Genomic DNA, 13,757 nt, shown 5'->3' with positions numbered 1-13,757 from the left:
GGCGATCTTGAAGAGCGCGACGGTCGTCACGGCAGCGGATAGGGCTTGCTGTTGACCAGCACCGCGCCTTGCAGCGCGATGGTGATCGCCCGGATGCCGACATTCGCAATGGTGTTGACCTGGACCGTGCCGCCCGCGGTGAACGTCGCGGCGCCGAGCGCCTTGAGATTGAGTGCGCCCATCGCGTCCACGGTGACCGCACCGCCGAGCGACTTGAGATTGACCAGGCCGCGGCCCTGGATGTTGACCAACCCGCCGCTCTTGATGTTCACGGACCGCCTCGCGCTCAGCGTGAGATCGGTGCCGGCCTCGACCGACACCGACCGGCTCCCCTTGATGGTGACCGAACCCTTGCTGTCCACGACGATCTCGGTCTTCGTCCGGTCCAGGTTGATGACCAGCTGCTTGTCGCCCGAGGCCAGCCGGACGCCCTGCTTCCGCAGGCCGGTCTTCTGGCTGAGCAGGTCCATCCGGTTGCCGTCCCGGTCCGAGACGGTGTGCCGGCTCGCCTTCTTGCGCACGGTGTCGTGCAGCGGTACGTCGGTCACGGGCGTCGGCTTGTCCTTGCCGTTGTAGAGCCCGCCGATGACGAAGGGGTGGTCGAGGGCTCCCCGGTCGAACGCGACGAGCACCTCGTCGTTGACGTCCATGGGGAAGATGCCGCCGCCGCCGAGGCCGCCCCACTGCACGGTCCGCGTCCAGTCGCTGACATAGCTGTCGTCCAGCCAGGGGAACTGCAACCGCACCCGCCCCTGCTTGAGCGGGTCGTTCACGTCGGTGACCAGGGCGTTGGCCACGCTCGGCAGCCGCGGCGCGCTCTCGCTGCCGCCGGAGGCGAGCCCGTACAGCGACCGCCACTGCCGTCCGCTGACCGTCACCCAGGCCTCGTAGTGCCTGCCGTCGCCGAAGACATGCCGTACGGACGTGGCCGTGTACTTGCCCTCGAAGGGCTGCCCGACATCCGAGAGCGTCACCGGAACCCCCGGGCGCAGCTTGGGATTTCCGCGCGCGACGACCTCCAGCTCGGCGAACGAGGAGGTGAGGTCGTCGGCGAGGGCGTCGGCGGCGAACTTCACCTCGTTCTGCCGGTCGTACGGCGTGCTCGTCTCGACCAGCTTGGCCGGCTTGAACTTGCCGGCCGCCGCGCCGGGTGTCGTGCCGATGCCGATGCCCGGGTTGTCGGTGGCGGGTGCGGTCGCCGTCAGCTTCTTCTTCGTCGTGACGTCCCAGCCCCGCGACTCGACCTTGCCGACCTGGTCGGCGGCGGTGACGGCGGCCCGCAGCCGCAGGATGTCGTGCCCGGCCTGGAGGACGAACGGGCTCCGGTCGCCGTCGGTCTTCGGCGAGGGCGCCCCGGACGACGGCTTGGGCTTCACGAACTGGAACTTGCCGTCCGCGTCGAGGGACATCACCATCTCGTTCTCGTCGGCGAGCCGGGCGAGGAAGTCCCAGTCCGTGACGTTCGACTGGCTGATGAACTCGTACACCGTCTTCGTCGACTGCACCCGCCCCACCGGCACCCCGCCCTGCGCGGCGAGCTTGCGCGCGATGTCCGACGCGCTCTGGTTGCGGTAGGCGGCCACCCGGCGGCGCCGCAGCAGACGGTGCCCGAGGTCGTAGCCGCGGATCACGGTGAAGGTGCCGGTGCCGTCGTAGTCGGCCTCCAGACCGGTGACCTCACCGGTCAGCAGCGGGTCGGCTGCGCCCTGGCCGTCGGACACCGGCGCGATGACCACCGGCGTACCGAAGGTGACCTTCAGATCGCGCAGGAGGATCCGGTACGGGTCCCGGAACGTCAGCCGGAACGCGGCCGGCACCCCGGCGCCCTGGTCGACGTAGCTGTCGACCAGCGCCCGGGCGAACTCGGGCGGCAGCTTGGCGCCCCCGAGCTTCACCTCGACGACGTTGGAGAACGCGGACTGCACCATTACGGACGTACCTCCTCGGCGGCGGGCAGCACCAGTTCCGCACCGGCGGGCAGCCGGGACGGGTCGTCGATGCCGTTGGCCTCGGCGATCGAGCGCCAGGCGGCGGCGTTGCCGTACTCCCGCCAGGCCAGCGACTGCAGCGAGTCGCCCGCCACGACCCGGTGCACGCGCTGCGCGGTGAGCGCGCCCGACGTCGGGTTCTGCCTCTTGGTCTTGCTGGGGATCTCGTGCAGCTGGAGCCGGCAGGTGGCGCGGATGGGCACGCCGGTCGTGCCGAAGAGGGAGTACGTCGCCTCCACCGAGCTCACGTACGCCGTGAACCGGGCGGTGGAGAACGACCCCCACTGGAACACCACCCAGGGCGGCGAGGGCTGCTTCGCGGCGATGCTGGCGTTGGTCACCTCGCAGCAGGCGAGCAGCGACTCCACCTTCTTCAGCACGGTGTTGCCGGTCGGTTTGGCGGAGGAGTCGAGGAAGATCTCCACACTCATCTCCCGCGCCTCGGCGCCCATGAACTCCGGCAGGGCGCCGTCCCGTTCGATCTGCGCGGGCGTCGACTTCCACTGGGCGCGGCGGGTCAGGGAGAGCTGCGCGGGGTTGAAGTCGAAGCCGAAGGTCTTGATGATCCCGCCGGGTGTGGTGCTCTTGCCGACGGGCGGTTCGTGGATCGCGAGCGTCGCCCTGACGAGACTCTTTCCGGCGCCCCTGCCGCTGGTTCGTGCCATGTCTCTGTGCCGCCCCTTCAGTCCGTGAACCCGTGGTGGGCGATCTCCAGGACCTCGGTCGCCACGGCCGGGTTGGCGGGGTCCAGGCTGGGACCGCTCCAGCTCACCGGCAGTACGTCGATCAGCCCCCAGCGGGCCACCTCCGAACCGTCCGCGCGCAGCGCCGCGATCTGTGCGGTGGGCCGTTTGATCCCCGTCTGCACGGACGAGATCCACTTGGCCACTTTCGTGGTGTCCGGGGTGAGGGGGCGGGTCAGCCGGATGGTGGAGAAGGTGACACGGGTGGGCAGCTGCCAGACGAACCCGTTGTTGCCGCCCTCCTGGCGCTGCTCGACCTCCACCTGGGACGACAGCCCTTCGCATCCGTTGAAGTAGCCGAGGCTCTCACCGTCGATGCTGAGGGTGAACCAGATGGTGGAGCCCGGGTCCTGGCGGGACATCGAGGGCCTTTCTGTGTCAGTGGCGGGGGTCGCGGAGTCTGCCGATCCGCTCGCGGTCCATGCGGAGTTCCGTGCGGATCAGCCGGGTGATGCGGCCGATGAGGCGGTGGACCAGTTCGTCGAGCTGGAAGTCGGTGAGCTCACGGGGGTCGAAGCCGCCGTTCGGGATCTCTGTGTAGGCGGGCGGGGGTGGTTGGTTCGCGGCCGCGGACGTGGATGCCGACGTGGGTGTGGGCGCGGGTGTGGGTGCGGATTCCGCGTACGGCGGTGGTGGGCCTTGGGGTGGCGAGGAGGGTGTGTACGGGGGTGGTGCGGTCTGGGTGGTGAGGGTGTTGGCGATGGTGGCGGCCGCGGCTGCGGCGAGGGCGCCGGTGGTGTTCTTGGGGGCGTTCTTGGTCGTGGTCTTCGGCTTCTTCCAGAAGCGCTGGACTACGGGGAGGGGGGAGGTGGGGGTGTTGGTGGCCGGGGGCGTCGGCGCTGGGCTCACGGGGGCGCCCAGTGGGGAGTGGCGGGGTGTGGTGGGGAGCGGGGCCGGGGCCGGGGTCGGCCGTGGGGGTGAAGCTGTGGGCTGTGAGGTGATCGGTGCGCCGAGACCGAGGTGGGGGGTGGTGGCAGGGAGTGCGGCTCGCTGAACGGTTCGCACTGACGATGGAGCGACGGTCGCTTCGGCAGCGGGGCGTGCGGGCGGGGTGGCGTGGGGTGACTGCCGCGGTTCGGGGCTCGTGGGGGAGTGCGCGACGCCGGTGGGTGCCGGGGTAGTCCTGTCGGCAGGCCGGTGTGGTGGTGCGGTGAGGTCGCCTGCTGCGCGGGGTGGGCGGGCAGGGGTGGCTTGCCGGCGTTGGACTGTGGGGGAGGAGCTGGCGCTGGTGCGGACCGGTGTGCCGGGGGGTGGGGTCGGGGTGCCCGGTGGTGGCGTTGGGGGTGTGGTGGGTGTCGGGCGGCTGCGCTGATCGAGTGTCGGTGCGGCGTTGAGGGTGGGTGGTGTGGTGCTGTTGCCGGGCTGGGGCTGGCGCTGGGCCTGGGCCTGGGCCTGGGGCGGTCGGGGAGGGGTGGCCTGACGGCGTTGGACCGTTGGGGTCGGGTTGGTGCTGGTGCTGGTGCTGGTGCTGGTGCTGGTGCTGGTGCCTGTGACGGTGCGGGCAGGCGTGTGGGGTGGTGGGGCGGGGTTGGCTGACGGTGGTGTGGGGCCGCCGGTGGGTGTGGTGGTGCTGTTGCCGGGCTGTGGCGGTGGGGCGGGGGTGCCCGGTGGTGGTGTGGGCGTGGTGGGTGTCGGGTGGCTGTCCCGGCCGGATGCCGGTGGGGTGTTGGCGGTGGGTGACGTCGCAGCGACATCGTGAGCCGCTCCGGTGCCCGGGGCGGTGGGTGAGGGCTGCGGCCGGGTGGGGGTGGCCTGTTGGCGCTGGACGGACGGGATCGGTGCGGCTGCGGCGTCGGCCGTGTGGTGCGGCTGAGGGGACTTGCCCGGCATCGACGGAGTGTTCGCCCTGCCGGACAGGGTGGACGGGGTGGGCCCTTGTGCCCCGGCCGGTCCTGACGGCGGCGTCACCGCACCAGGCCGGGGCACGGACCCCGTCGGCTGCGTGAGTGCTGCCTCCTCCGCAGCCGGGCTGTTCGTCCTACGGCCCGTGGTGGCCGGGCCCGAGGGGAGAGCGCGGCCTCGTTCGGCGGTGTCCGAGGTGCTGCCGTGGCCCGCTTCGGCAGGGCCGGTGACCGCCCGCTGTACAGGGGCCGGGGCCGGGGCCGGGGCCGAAGTCGGGGTCGCGGACGCGGGTGCGCGAACTCCCGCTCCACTGCTGCTGGTTGACCCGGAGGTGACGTCCGAGTCGCTGCGGACCTCGGGCCTCGCCGTCCGCCGCGTCGCCGGGAGCGTCCGTCGCTGTACGGGTGCCGCTCCTGCCCGGGTCCTCGTCAGGGAGTCGGGCCGGGAGGGCCGGCTTGCCGGAACGGGCGTCACGTGGAGGCCAGGAACGGGGAGCGGCGCGGCGAACTCCTCCCTGACGGGCGGCGGTGTCGGAGACACCACGGGAACTGCCGGAGCAGCCGGAGCGACGGGAGTGGTCGAACGGGCAGTCGCAGCACGTGCGACTGCCGGGGCCGGCAGTGAGCCGCCGGCCGATGGTGTGGAGCTGCCCGTGCCCAGCCGCTGGACCACGGGCGCGTGCGCACTGGCAGCCCTCGCGACCCCGCCGGCCTCCGAGCTCGCGGCAGGCCCCGGGGACATACCGGCTTCCGCCCCGCCGCCGACACGCTCCGCGCCTCCAGGGGGGTCTGAGACTCCGGCACTCTGCGAGGCCCCTGCACCCTGCGACACCTCGGGAAGTCCCGAGAACCGAGGGGTCTTCGAGCCCTCGGCAGCTTTCGAGTCCCGGGCACGTTCTGAGGCTCCGGGAGTCCCCGAGGATCCGGGAGCCGTCGAGCCTCCGGCACTCTTCAATGCCTCTGGAGCCCGCGAGGCCCCAGGACTGGTCGACGCCCCGGGGGTTCCCGAAGGCCGGGGAATCTCCGAGCTCCCGGCACTCTTCGAGGCTCCGGGAGTTCCCGAGGATCCGGGAGCCGTCGAACCCCCGGCACCATTCAGCGCCCCGGGGGCCGTCGAGCCTCCGCCACTCTTCAGCGCCCTGGAAACGGTCGAGCCCTCAGCACCCCTCAGCGCCCCGCGAGCCCCAGAGGCCCCAGGAATCCCCGAGCCTCCGAAACCCGTCGAACCCCCGGATCCCTCCGACCTCAAAGGCACACCCGAGCCGCCCGAGCCCCTCGACTCTCCAACAGCGCGCCCAGACCTGGCGGGACCGGTACCAGCACTGCCACCGGAACCGGCACGGCCACCGGCACCAGAACCGGCACCAGCCCGAGCCCCGCTCGCCCCAACCTCCCTCGCCGGAATCTCCCGCAACGGCACCGCGGGTGCCCGCTGTACCACCGGCCCCGGGCCGGTCAACGGCAGAGTTCCCGTGGGGCGTTCGAGGCCGAACACCGGTCGGCCCGACGTCGGGTGCGAGAGGTCGCCGAGCAGTGTGCGGGACTGCCCGTTGAGGACCGCGGGCGACGCCGTGCCCGCGAAGGACGGGTTCTGCCACGTCGGCAGGCGCCCGCCGAACCCCGCGTCGGCGACCCCGGCCTCCCGCCCGGAGGCCAAGGCCCGCTGGATCACCGGGAGCCTCGACCAGGCGGCGCTCACCACGGGACCGGAACCGGTATCGGCACCCGTACTGGCACCCGTACCGGCCGCCGCACCGGTGTCCGTACCGGCCGCCGCACCCGTGTCCGTACCGGCCGCCGCACCGGCATCCGCACCCGTACCCGCGGAAACACCACCCGCCGGTACCGCCCCGCCGGCGGCGACTCGCTCGCCACCGTCGAGCCCGCTGCCCTGCCGTCCCCGCAACCGGTCCAGGAACCCCATGCCTCAGTCCTCCGACCCGGCCCGTGTGACCAGGGACGCGATCTCGGCCGTGTAGCGGCGGCGGTCGCGGTGTTCCATGTTCAGGATGTCGTCCATGCTCCAGTGGAAGTGGTAGGCGACGTACGCGATCTCCTCGTGCAGCCGGTCGGTCGCGTACGTCACGATTCCCCCAGGCGGCTCCCGCCGAGTTCCACCTCGAAGGGCTCCGCGCAGTGCGGGCACTCCACGGCCGCGCGGGTGTGGCCCTCCGCGTTGATCTGGCGGTAGAAGTCCTGCAGGAAGGCGAGGTCCGAGGCGAACATGTTCTCCACGGTCCCGTCGTGCACCGTCGGCAGCGTGCCGAGCCGGGTGATCACCCGGCCCAGCAGCACGACCGACAGGAACGCCGGGTTCTCCTGCACCCGTACGTCCCGCAGCGGCACGAGTTCGTCCCGGGCCGTCGACAGGCGCATCACACCGTCGCGGTGGACGGTGCCCGACTCGTCGACGTACCCGCGGGGCAGTTGGAAGGGGAACTCGGTGCGCAGTTCGTACTGTTGCTGCGGCGCGGCCTGCGTGGGGGCCGGGGCGGCGGGCGGGACCTGCGTCGGCCCCGGCCCGGGGACCGCTTCCGGCCCCGTCCCCGCCGGCGCCGCGGCGTCGGCGCCGGAGTACATCACCGCGCCGCCGGCCCTGGCAGCCGTACGCCGCATTACTCGATGTCCAGTTCTTCGAACACGATGGTCACGGTCTCGGTGAGCGCCGACGCCTCGCCCGCCTTCACGGTGCTCGTGTCGATCTTGCTGCACCACGCGTTGCGCATGTTGTAGCGCTTCACCGGGTTGCTCTGGTAGTCCATCATGATGATGGACGCGTTCTTGCGGGCCGTGCTCATCTGGCCGGTGATCGACTGGTTGATCCACTCGGTGAACGCGGCCGACTGGGTCATACCGCGGACGACCGTGCAGGTCCCGTTCTTCTTCACGCCCGGCAGGTTCACGACCTTGTTCTGGCCGTTCTGGGTGTTCTGCTGGTACGTGATGACGTCCTGCTCCATGGACAGGCCGCTGACCTCGGCGAGGTACTCGACCATGACGCCGTCGATCTGCAGCCCGAAATTGTGTGAGGTGAGGGAGTCACCCGGCGAAAGGCTCATGTGCTGTTCGCAGTCCTTCTAGGGGGTCTTGGTGGATGGCGGGTACGCGGCCGGGGCTACTCCTCCAGCTCCCCGCCCCCGCTGGAGAACTGGGCCAGCCGGAAGATCACGAACTCGGCGGGCTTGACCGGCGCGATGCCGATCTCGCAGACGACCCGGCCGACGTCGACCGACTCCGGCGGGTTCGTCTCCTCGTCGCACTTGACGTAGTACGCCTCTTCGGGCCGCTGGCCGAACAAGGCGCCGTCGCGCCACTCGTTGACCAGGAACGCCGAGATGTTGCGCCGGATCCGGGCCCACAGGTTGTGGTCGTTCGGCTCGAACACCACCCACTGGGTGCCGATCAGGATCGACTCCTCCAGGTAGTTGAAGTACCGGCGGATGTTGAGGTAGCGCCAGGCCGGGTCGGAGGAGAGGGTGCGGGCGCCCCAGACGCGGATGCCGCGGCCGGGGAAGGCGCGGATGCAGTTGACGCCGATCGGGTTGAGCAGGTCCTGCTCGCCTCGGGTGATCTGCAGTTCGAGGTCGACGGCGCCGCGGACGACCTCGTTGGCGGGGGCCTTGTGGACGCCGCGCTCGGAGTCGTTGCGGGCCCAGATGCCCGCGACGTGGCCGCTCGGAGGCACCAGCCGGGAGTGGCCGGTGGCCGGGTCGAAGGTCTTGATCCAGGGGTAGTACAGGGCCGCGTACTTGGAGTCGTAGCCGGCGGTCTCCTGGCGCCAGACCCGGATCTGGCGGGCGTTCATGCCCGGCGGCGGGTCGATCACGGCGACCCGGTCGCCCATCAGCTCGCAGTGCGCGATCAGCCCGAGCTGGACCGCCTTGACGGCCTCCAGGTCGATCGCGCCGCGCTGGTAGGCGGCCATCAGGTCGGGGACGGCCACCATGGACACCTCGTCGACGGCCTCCAGGCCGCCGAAGCCGGTGCGGTCGGCGGAGTCGCCGAGGTACTGGGCCGGGCCCGGGTGCGCGGCGTCCGGGTGGTTGTCGGAGGCGGCGGCGGGCGCGGGCGCCGGGGCCGCGAGGGCCACCGTCTGGTTGTCCGGGCGGGCCAGCTGCGCGGCCGGCGCGGCCTCGGTGACGGTGATGAGCTTGGAGCGCTCCTTGACCTGCGTGACGACGTAGTTGCGGCCGCCCTTCTTGGCGGTCACGTCGAACGTCTCGACCGGCTTGTCGCCGTCCTTGACGATCAGCTTGAACCGCTCGGCGGGGCCCTCGCCCTCGGGGTCCGCGACCTCGACGCTCAGATCGCCCTGCGCCACGGCGGTGACGGCGAAGGTGCCGAGCTGCTTCGGCTCGCCGGCGGGCAGCGCGGCCGGGGCATTGCCGGAACGGCCGGTGACGGCGGCGGGGCCCTGGCCGGCCTCGGCGGGAGCGCCCTCGGCGGAGCCTCCCACGCGGACGACGTACGCGGCGGAACCGCCGTTGTTGAAGAAGCCGTAGACGGAGTGCGCGAGGTAGTACCCGTCGGTGAACTCACCGAAGGCCGCCACGTACTGCGTCCAGTTGGTCACCAGTGTCGGCTCGTTCAGCGGTCCGGTCGGCGCGAGTCCGACGAAGGCCGCCACCGACGTCCCCACCCCCTCGATCGGGCGCGAGCCGCTGGCCACCTCCTCGACGTAGACGCCGGGCGACAGGTAGGACGGCATGCTCTGCTCTCCTCGGGGTACGAGACACGAACAGCCCTCACCCTCGCGCGCGCCGGACCGGCACGGGAACGGCCTCCGGTGCCGAGGCGGGGGCAAACAGGTTGCCCGCAAGGGCAGTTCCGGAGGCGCCCCGTGCCGGTTCCCGCGCCCGGCCGGTCCTGACGGCGACCGGCGTCCCGGCGCCCCGGACCTGAGGGCCCACAGCGTGGCCCGTTCGGCCCCCTCATCGTGCCCTTTAGCTTCCTGACGCGCCGTGGACACCCCGCTAGCGTCGCGACGTGAGCCTGTGGACATCTCTGGAACCCGCCTCCGCGACCGTCGACCCGGGCAGCAGCACGCGCGTGCGCCTGCGCCTGCGCAACACCGGTGACGTCGTCGACGAGTACCGCTTCGAACCGGTCGGCCCCGTCGCCCCCTGGACGACGGTCGAGCCGGCGTCCCTGCGCCTCTACCCCGGCACGACCGGCACGGTGGAGCTGACGTTCGCGCCGCCGCGTACGCCGGACGCCACGGCGGGCCCGAACCCGTACGCGGTGCGGATCACGCCGACCGAGCATCCCGAGGCGACGACCGTCCCCGAGGGGAACCTGACCATCACGCCGTTCACCGAGGTGCGGGCGGAGCTGGTGCCGCCCACGGTCAAGGGGCGGTTCCGGGGGCGGCCCCGGCTCGCCGTCGACAACGTGGGCAACACCAAGCTGACCGCGTCCCTCAGCGGCAGCGACAACGGCGACGAGCTGTCGTACGACATCCACCCGGCCAACGTGCAGATCGAGCCGGGCCGGGCGGCGTTCGTCAAGACGACGCTGAAGCCCAAGAACATCATCTGGTTCGGGTCGAAGGAGCAGCGGCCCTACACCCTCGCCGTGCAGCGGTCCGGCGCCACGGCGATGCCCGTGGAGGGGACGTTCGTGCAGCGCGGGTTCCTGCCGGGCTGGCTGGCGACCCTCTTCGGGATCCTGTTCGCCCTCGCGTTCACCTTCCTCATGCTGTGGCTCGCCTACAAGCCCCCGGTCACCACCAAGGCCGACGCGTCGCCCGTCGGCGCCGGGGCCACCCTCGCACCGTCCCCGACCCCCACCCCGGCCCTGACCTCGGCGCCGCCCCCGTCGCCGACACCGCAGGAGCAGGAGTCGCAGGCCGGTGCGGGGGAGGGCGGCGGGGGTGCCGCACCGCCGCCGCCCGCCAAGAAGAAGCCGAAGCCCGCGGTGCCGGCGACGAACGTCCTGCTGTACAACCCCACCACCAAGAAGTGCGCGGCCGCTCCCGAGAACAAGGCCGACGCACCGGTCAAGCAGTACACCTGCGACGAGACCGGGCAGGAGAACCAGCGGTGGGACCTCGAGGTGAAGTACGGGAACAAGGGGCCGGGCGGGCACGCGCTCTTCCAGATCCGCAACGTCAAGGACCAGCTCTGCGTGGACCTGCCGAACTACGGGGCGGCCCCCGTGCCGTCCGGGATCACCGAGTACACCTGCGACGGCACGATGAAGGACAACCAGCTGTGGTGGATCGACAAGCAGGAGAGCGGGGCCTACTGGATCCGCAACTACGCCAGCAACAACAAGTGCCTGGACGTGTCCGGCTACAGCACCGGCGGTGACGGCAGCGGCCTCACCCTGTTCCACTGCTCCAACACGGACGACCAGGAGTGGAAGATCGTCCAGCCCTCGGACGGCTGACGGCCCGGCCGGCCGCTACCAGGTGCCTTCCCCCGGCACCAGGCGGCCGGCCTTGCGGTACTCACGGCGGGCGCCCTCCAGGAGGTCGTCCGCCGTCACCGTGTCCCCGCGCCCGGCGGCCAGGTACGCGGCGGTCACCACCGCGCTGCGGATGGAGCCGCCCGCCAGTTCGAAGCCGGTCGCCACCGCGTCGAGTTCGATGCCGTCGGCGCAGGGCACGTGCGAGAGGCTGTGCCGCCACAGCGCGACGCGCTGCCCGGCGTCCGGGAACGGGAAGTCGACGATCAGGTCCAGGCGCCGGGTGAACGCCTCGTCGATGTTGGCGCGCAGGTTGGTGGTGAGAAGGGCGATGCCGTCGAAGGACTCCAGCCGCTGGAGCAGATAGGCGCTCTCCAGGTTGGCGTACCGGTCGTGCGCGTCCCTCACCTCGGACCGCTTGCCGAAGACGGCGTCGGCCTCGTCGAAGAGCAGCACCGCGTCCGTGCGGTCGGCCTCGGTGAAGATGCGTTCCAGGTTCTTCTCGGTCTCGCCGACGTACTTGTCGACGACGGACGACAACTGGACGACGTAGAGATCGAGTCCGAGGTCGGCCGCGACGACCTCCGCGGAGAGTGTCTTGCCCGTGCCGGACTCGCCCGCGAACAGTCCGAGGACGCCCCGGCCCCGGCCGCCGCCCGCGCTGAGCCGCCAGTCGCCGAGGACCCGGTCGCGGTGGCGGGCGCGCAGGGCGAGTTCCCGCAGCTGGGTCAGGGGAGCGTCGGGCAGGACGAGGTCCCGCCAGTCCACGTCGGGCCGGATCCGGCGGGCGTGCTGCTCAAGGCCGGAGGCGGACTGCTGCCGGGCGGCGAGGCGCAGATGGGCGGGGGAGAGCGGGGTCCCGTCGAAGTCGGCGAGGCTCCTGGCCGCACGGGCGGCACGGGTGATGTGGTCACCGGCCAGGTGGTACGGGGCGACGGTGGCGGCCAGGTCGAAGCCGGGTTCCCCGCCGAGGGCGGCCGACCAGGCGTCCACCGCGCCCGTGCGCTGTGCGGGTGCCTCCAGGACGAGAGGGTCCTGGTCGCACCACTGGGGGTCGTACGGGCGGGGCCCGGTCACCAGCACGGGGACGTCGACCGCCGCGGCCAACTCCCGGAACAGCGCCGCCGGTTGCTCCGGCAGCCCCGTGACGACGACCGCACGGTCGCTCAGCCGGGCCTCGCGCAGCAGCTCCGGGACGCGGTCCTCGGGCCCCGTGAAGCGCACGGCAGCGACGCCCGCGGCGCGCAGGGCGGCGACGACACAGGGAAGCCCGTCGCCCTCGCGGCGCTCGCGCAGATACACGGTGAGCGGAGGGCCGGAGACCAGCAGGGCGGCCAGCCGCCGGGCGATCCGGGCGGCCTCGTCGTCCGGGCCGGGGGCTCGGAGGTCCGCGGCGGGGGGCGGTGTGGCCTCCTGGCCGGTGTCCCGGAGGTCCGTACCGGCCTCCGGTGCCGGCAGTGCCTGGAGATGCCCGGTGAGTGACGCGTCGGGGGTGTCGTCGCCGAGGAGGTGGGACACGAGGCGGTCCGGTACGCGGAGCGCGCGGCTGAGGAAAGGGCGTTCGGGGTCCTCCACGGTGAGCAGTCCGAGCGCGGACAGCGGGGCCGCGGGATGCAGCCGGGCCCGTCCCTCGGCCAGGTGGACGGGGATCCCGCACAGGTCGAGGGCGAGCGCGACGGTGGCCCGCCGGCGGCTGACGTCGTCGTTGAGGTAGCCGTACAGCGCCTCGAAGCCGCGGTCCAGGTCGGGGGCGAGGGCGATGAGGAGCAGCGTGGTGTCGAGCCCGGTCAGACGGAGCCGGGCGGAGAGGCCGGCCAGGCGATCATCGGGCCGCCCGCCCGGGGCGGGGTCGGGGCCGGGGCGGCTGAGCGGCAACGGCTCGGCCGGGCGCAGCAGATGCCGTACGGCCTCCTCCGACAGGTACAGGCCGCGCAGCGGGTCACCGGCCGTGGGGTCACCGGCGGACCGGTGTTCCACCAGCAGGGCGACCCGGTCCCGCAGCTCGCCGAGGTGGGAGAGGAGGGCGGGGGCAGGGGTGCCGGACGTCTGCGTGGTCATGTCGTGCGGTTCAGTCCCCGGTTCCCTCGCGCGGCCTTCCTGGCCTCCCGGGCATCCCGTGCCGCCTCCACCTGCCGTGCGCTGTGCGCGCGTTCCTCGGTCCGCGGCTGCGTGTCGTCCACGGTGCGGACCCGGACCGCCACGCCCTCGGTGACGGGCGGACCGGCGTCGTACTCGGGGTAGGCCGGGAAGGGAGCGGTGATGACCAGGTCGAGGGACGGCTTGAGTTCGCCGCCGAGCGCGGACCAGATCTCCGCGAGGGAACGCGACTCGGTCTGGATTCCGGCCACGGACACCGGGATCGTCATGCCCAACGCGCCCAGGGAACCGGGAAGTTCGGATGCTGCGATCAGTTCGCGCGGGATCAGCGTGGCCAGCACCGCGGACAGCAGCCGGTGTTCGTCCTGGGGCTGCTTCGTCCACGCCGTCACCAGGTAGGACAGCCGGAACCAGCGGGGCGGCTGCCGGTGTTTGACGACGAAGTCCCGTTCGTCATGGACCGGGACATGGCCCCGCTGACGGCGGGCGACGTCCTCCCGGATGTCGTACAGATAGGCGTTGATCGTGGGCGCGTTGCGGCGTGCGGCCCAGTCACGGGTCGGCGCGTCGAGGGCGATGTCGATGCCGGAACCGGCCAGCGCGCCGCCGCTGAGCAGGCCCTTGAGTACCTCGTCCACTTCGTGGATCACCGCTGTGCTCCCGCTTCCGCCCTGCCGTGC

12 protein-coding genes are annotated in these 13,757 nt (G+C 72.1%); 2 read left to right on the top strand and 10 right to left on the bottom strand.

Annotated elements, in window-relative coordinates:
• Positions 1-26: 26 nt before the first annotated feature.
• From ACIBK5_RS26710 to ACIBK5_RS26695, 4 genes are read right to left on the bottom strand one after another with little or no spacing between them, the layout of a single operon-like run.
• Positions 27-1,928, bottom strand: a complete 1,902-nt coding sequence (locus ACIBK5_RS26710) for a VgrG-related protein (RefSeq protein WP_399023204.1) — start codon at positions 1,926-1,928, stop codon at positions 27-29.
• The gene (locus ACIBK5_RS26705) at positions 1,928-2,653 is read right to left on the bottom strand and encodes a LysM peptidoglycan-binding domain-containing protein (RefSeq protein WP_399023202.1); all 726 of its coding nucleotides are present in this window, start codon (positions 2,651-2,653) and stop codon (positions 1,928-1,930) included. Before ACIBK5_RS26705 ends, ACIBK5_RS26710 begins: the two co-directional genes overlap by 1 nt.
• Positions 2,654-2,670: 17 nt before the next feature.
• Positions 2,671-3,093, bottom strand: coding sequence for a phage tail protein (locus tag ACIBK5_RS26700; RefSeq protein WP_382496833.1), 423 nt, complete (start codon positions 3,091-3,093; stop codon positions 2,671-2,673).
• A gap of 16 nt (positions 3,094-3,109) precedes the next feature.
• Entirely contained in the window at positions 3,110-3,580 is a 471-nt protein-coding gene (locus tag ACIBK5_RS26695) for an extensin (RefSeq protein ID WP_399023200.1), read from the bottom strand.
• Positions 3,581-4,178: 598 nt separating this feature from the next.
• Between ACIBK5_RS26695 and ACIBK5_RS26690 the strand changes: the two genes are divergently transcribed.
• Entirely contained in the window at positions 4,179-4,430 is a 252-nt protein-coding gene (locus ACIBK5_RS26690; RefSeq protein WP_399023198.1) for a hypothetical protein, read from the top strand.
• Between the two features lie 2,069 nt (positions 4,431-6,499).
• On the opposite strand, the gene ACIBK5_RS26685 is transcribed toward ACIBK5_RS26690, so the two are convergent.
• Genes ACIBK5_RS26685 through ACIBK5_RS26670 form a run of 4 tightly spaced genes read right to left on the bottom strand, consistent with a single transcriptional unit; the run spans position 6,500 to position 9,280 of the window.
• Positions 6,500-6,658 (bottom strand): DUF6760 family protein, encoded by a 159-nt coding sequence (locus ACIBK5_RS26685; protein WP_399023196.1) that lies wholly within the window; start codon positions 6,656-6,658, stop codon positions 6,500-6,502.
• Positions 6,655-7,188, bottom strand: a complete 534-nt coding sequence (locus ACIBK5_RS26680; RefSeq protein WP_399023194.1) for a hypothetical protein — start codon at positions 7,186-7,188, stop codon at positions 6,655-6,657. Before ACIBK5_RS26680 ends, ACIBK5_RS26685 begins: the two co-directional genes overlap by 4 nt.
• On the bottom strand, positions 7,188-7,631 hold the full coding sequence (locus ACIBK5_RS26675) for a phage tail protein (RefSeq protein ID WP_189728071.1): 444 nt from the start codon (positions 7,629-7,631) through the stop codon (positions 7,188-7,190). The genes ACIBK5_RS26680 and ACIBK5_RS26675 overlap by 1 nt, the downstream gene beginning before the upstream one ends.
• A 56-nt stretch (positions 7,632-7,687) precedes the next feature.
• Complete coding sequence (locus ACIBK5_RS26670) at positions 7,688-9,280, bottom strand: phage tail sheath subtilisin-like domain-containing protein (RefSeq protein ID WP_399023192.1); 1,593 nt, start codon at positions 9,278-9,280, stop codon at positions 7,688-7,690.
• A gap of 278 nt (positions 9,281-9,558) precedes the next feature.
• Here ACIBK5_RS26670 and ACIBK5_RS26665 point away from each other — a divergent pair, with 278 nt between their 5' ends.
• Complete coding sequence (locus ACIBK5_RS26665) at positions 9,559-10,962, top strand: RICIN domain-containing protein (RefSeq protein WP_399023191.1); 1,404 nt, start codon at positions 9,559-9,561, stop codon at positions 10,960-10,962.
• A gap of 15 nt (positions 10,963-10,977) precedes the next feature.
• On the opposite strand, the gene ACIBK5_RS26660 is transcribed toward ACIBK5_RS26665, so the two are convergent.
• Positions 10,978-13,038 carry an ATP-binding protein gene (locus tag ACIBK5_RS26660; protein WP_399023189.1) on the bottom strand — a complete coding sequence of 687 codons (2,061 nt, stop codon included), beginning with the start codon at positions 13,036-13,038 and terminating at the stop codon, positions 10,978-10,980.
• The gene (locus ACIBK5_RS26655) at positions 13,035-13,727 is read right to left on the bottom strand and encodes a DUF4255 domain-containing protein (RefSeq protein ID WP_399023187.1); all 693 of its coding nucleotides are present in this window, start codon (positions 13,725-13,727) and stop codon (positions 13,035-13,037) included. Before ACIBK5_RS26655 ends, ACIBK5_RS26660 begins: the two co-directional genes overlap by 4 nt.
• Between the last annotated feature and the right edge of the window lie 30 nt (positions 13,728-13,757).

Origin of the sequence: Streptomyces sp. NPDC050546, from assembly GCF_044457425.1 — a bacterium.
Classification (GTDB): Bacteria; Actinomycetota; Actinomycetes; order Streptomycetales; family Streptomycetaceae; genus Streptomyces.
Note: the sequence above shows the minus strand (reverse complement) of the source record. Positions and strands in the feature narration are given on the sequence as shown.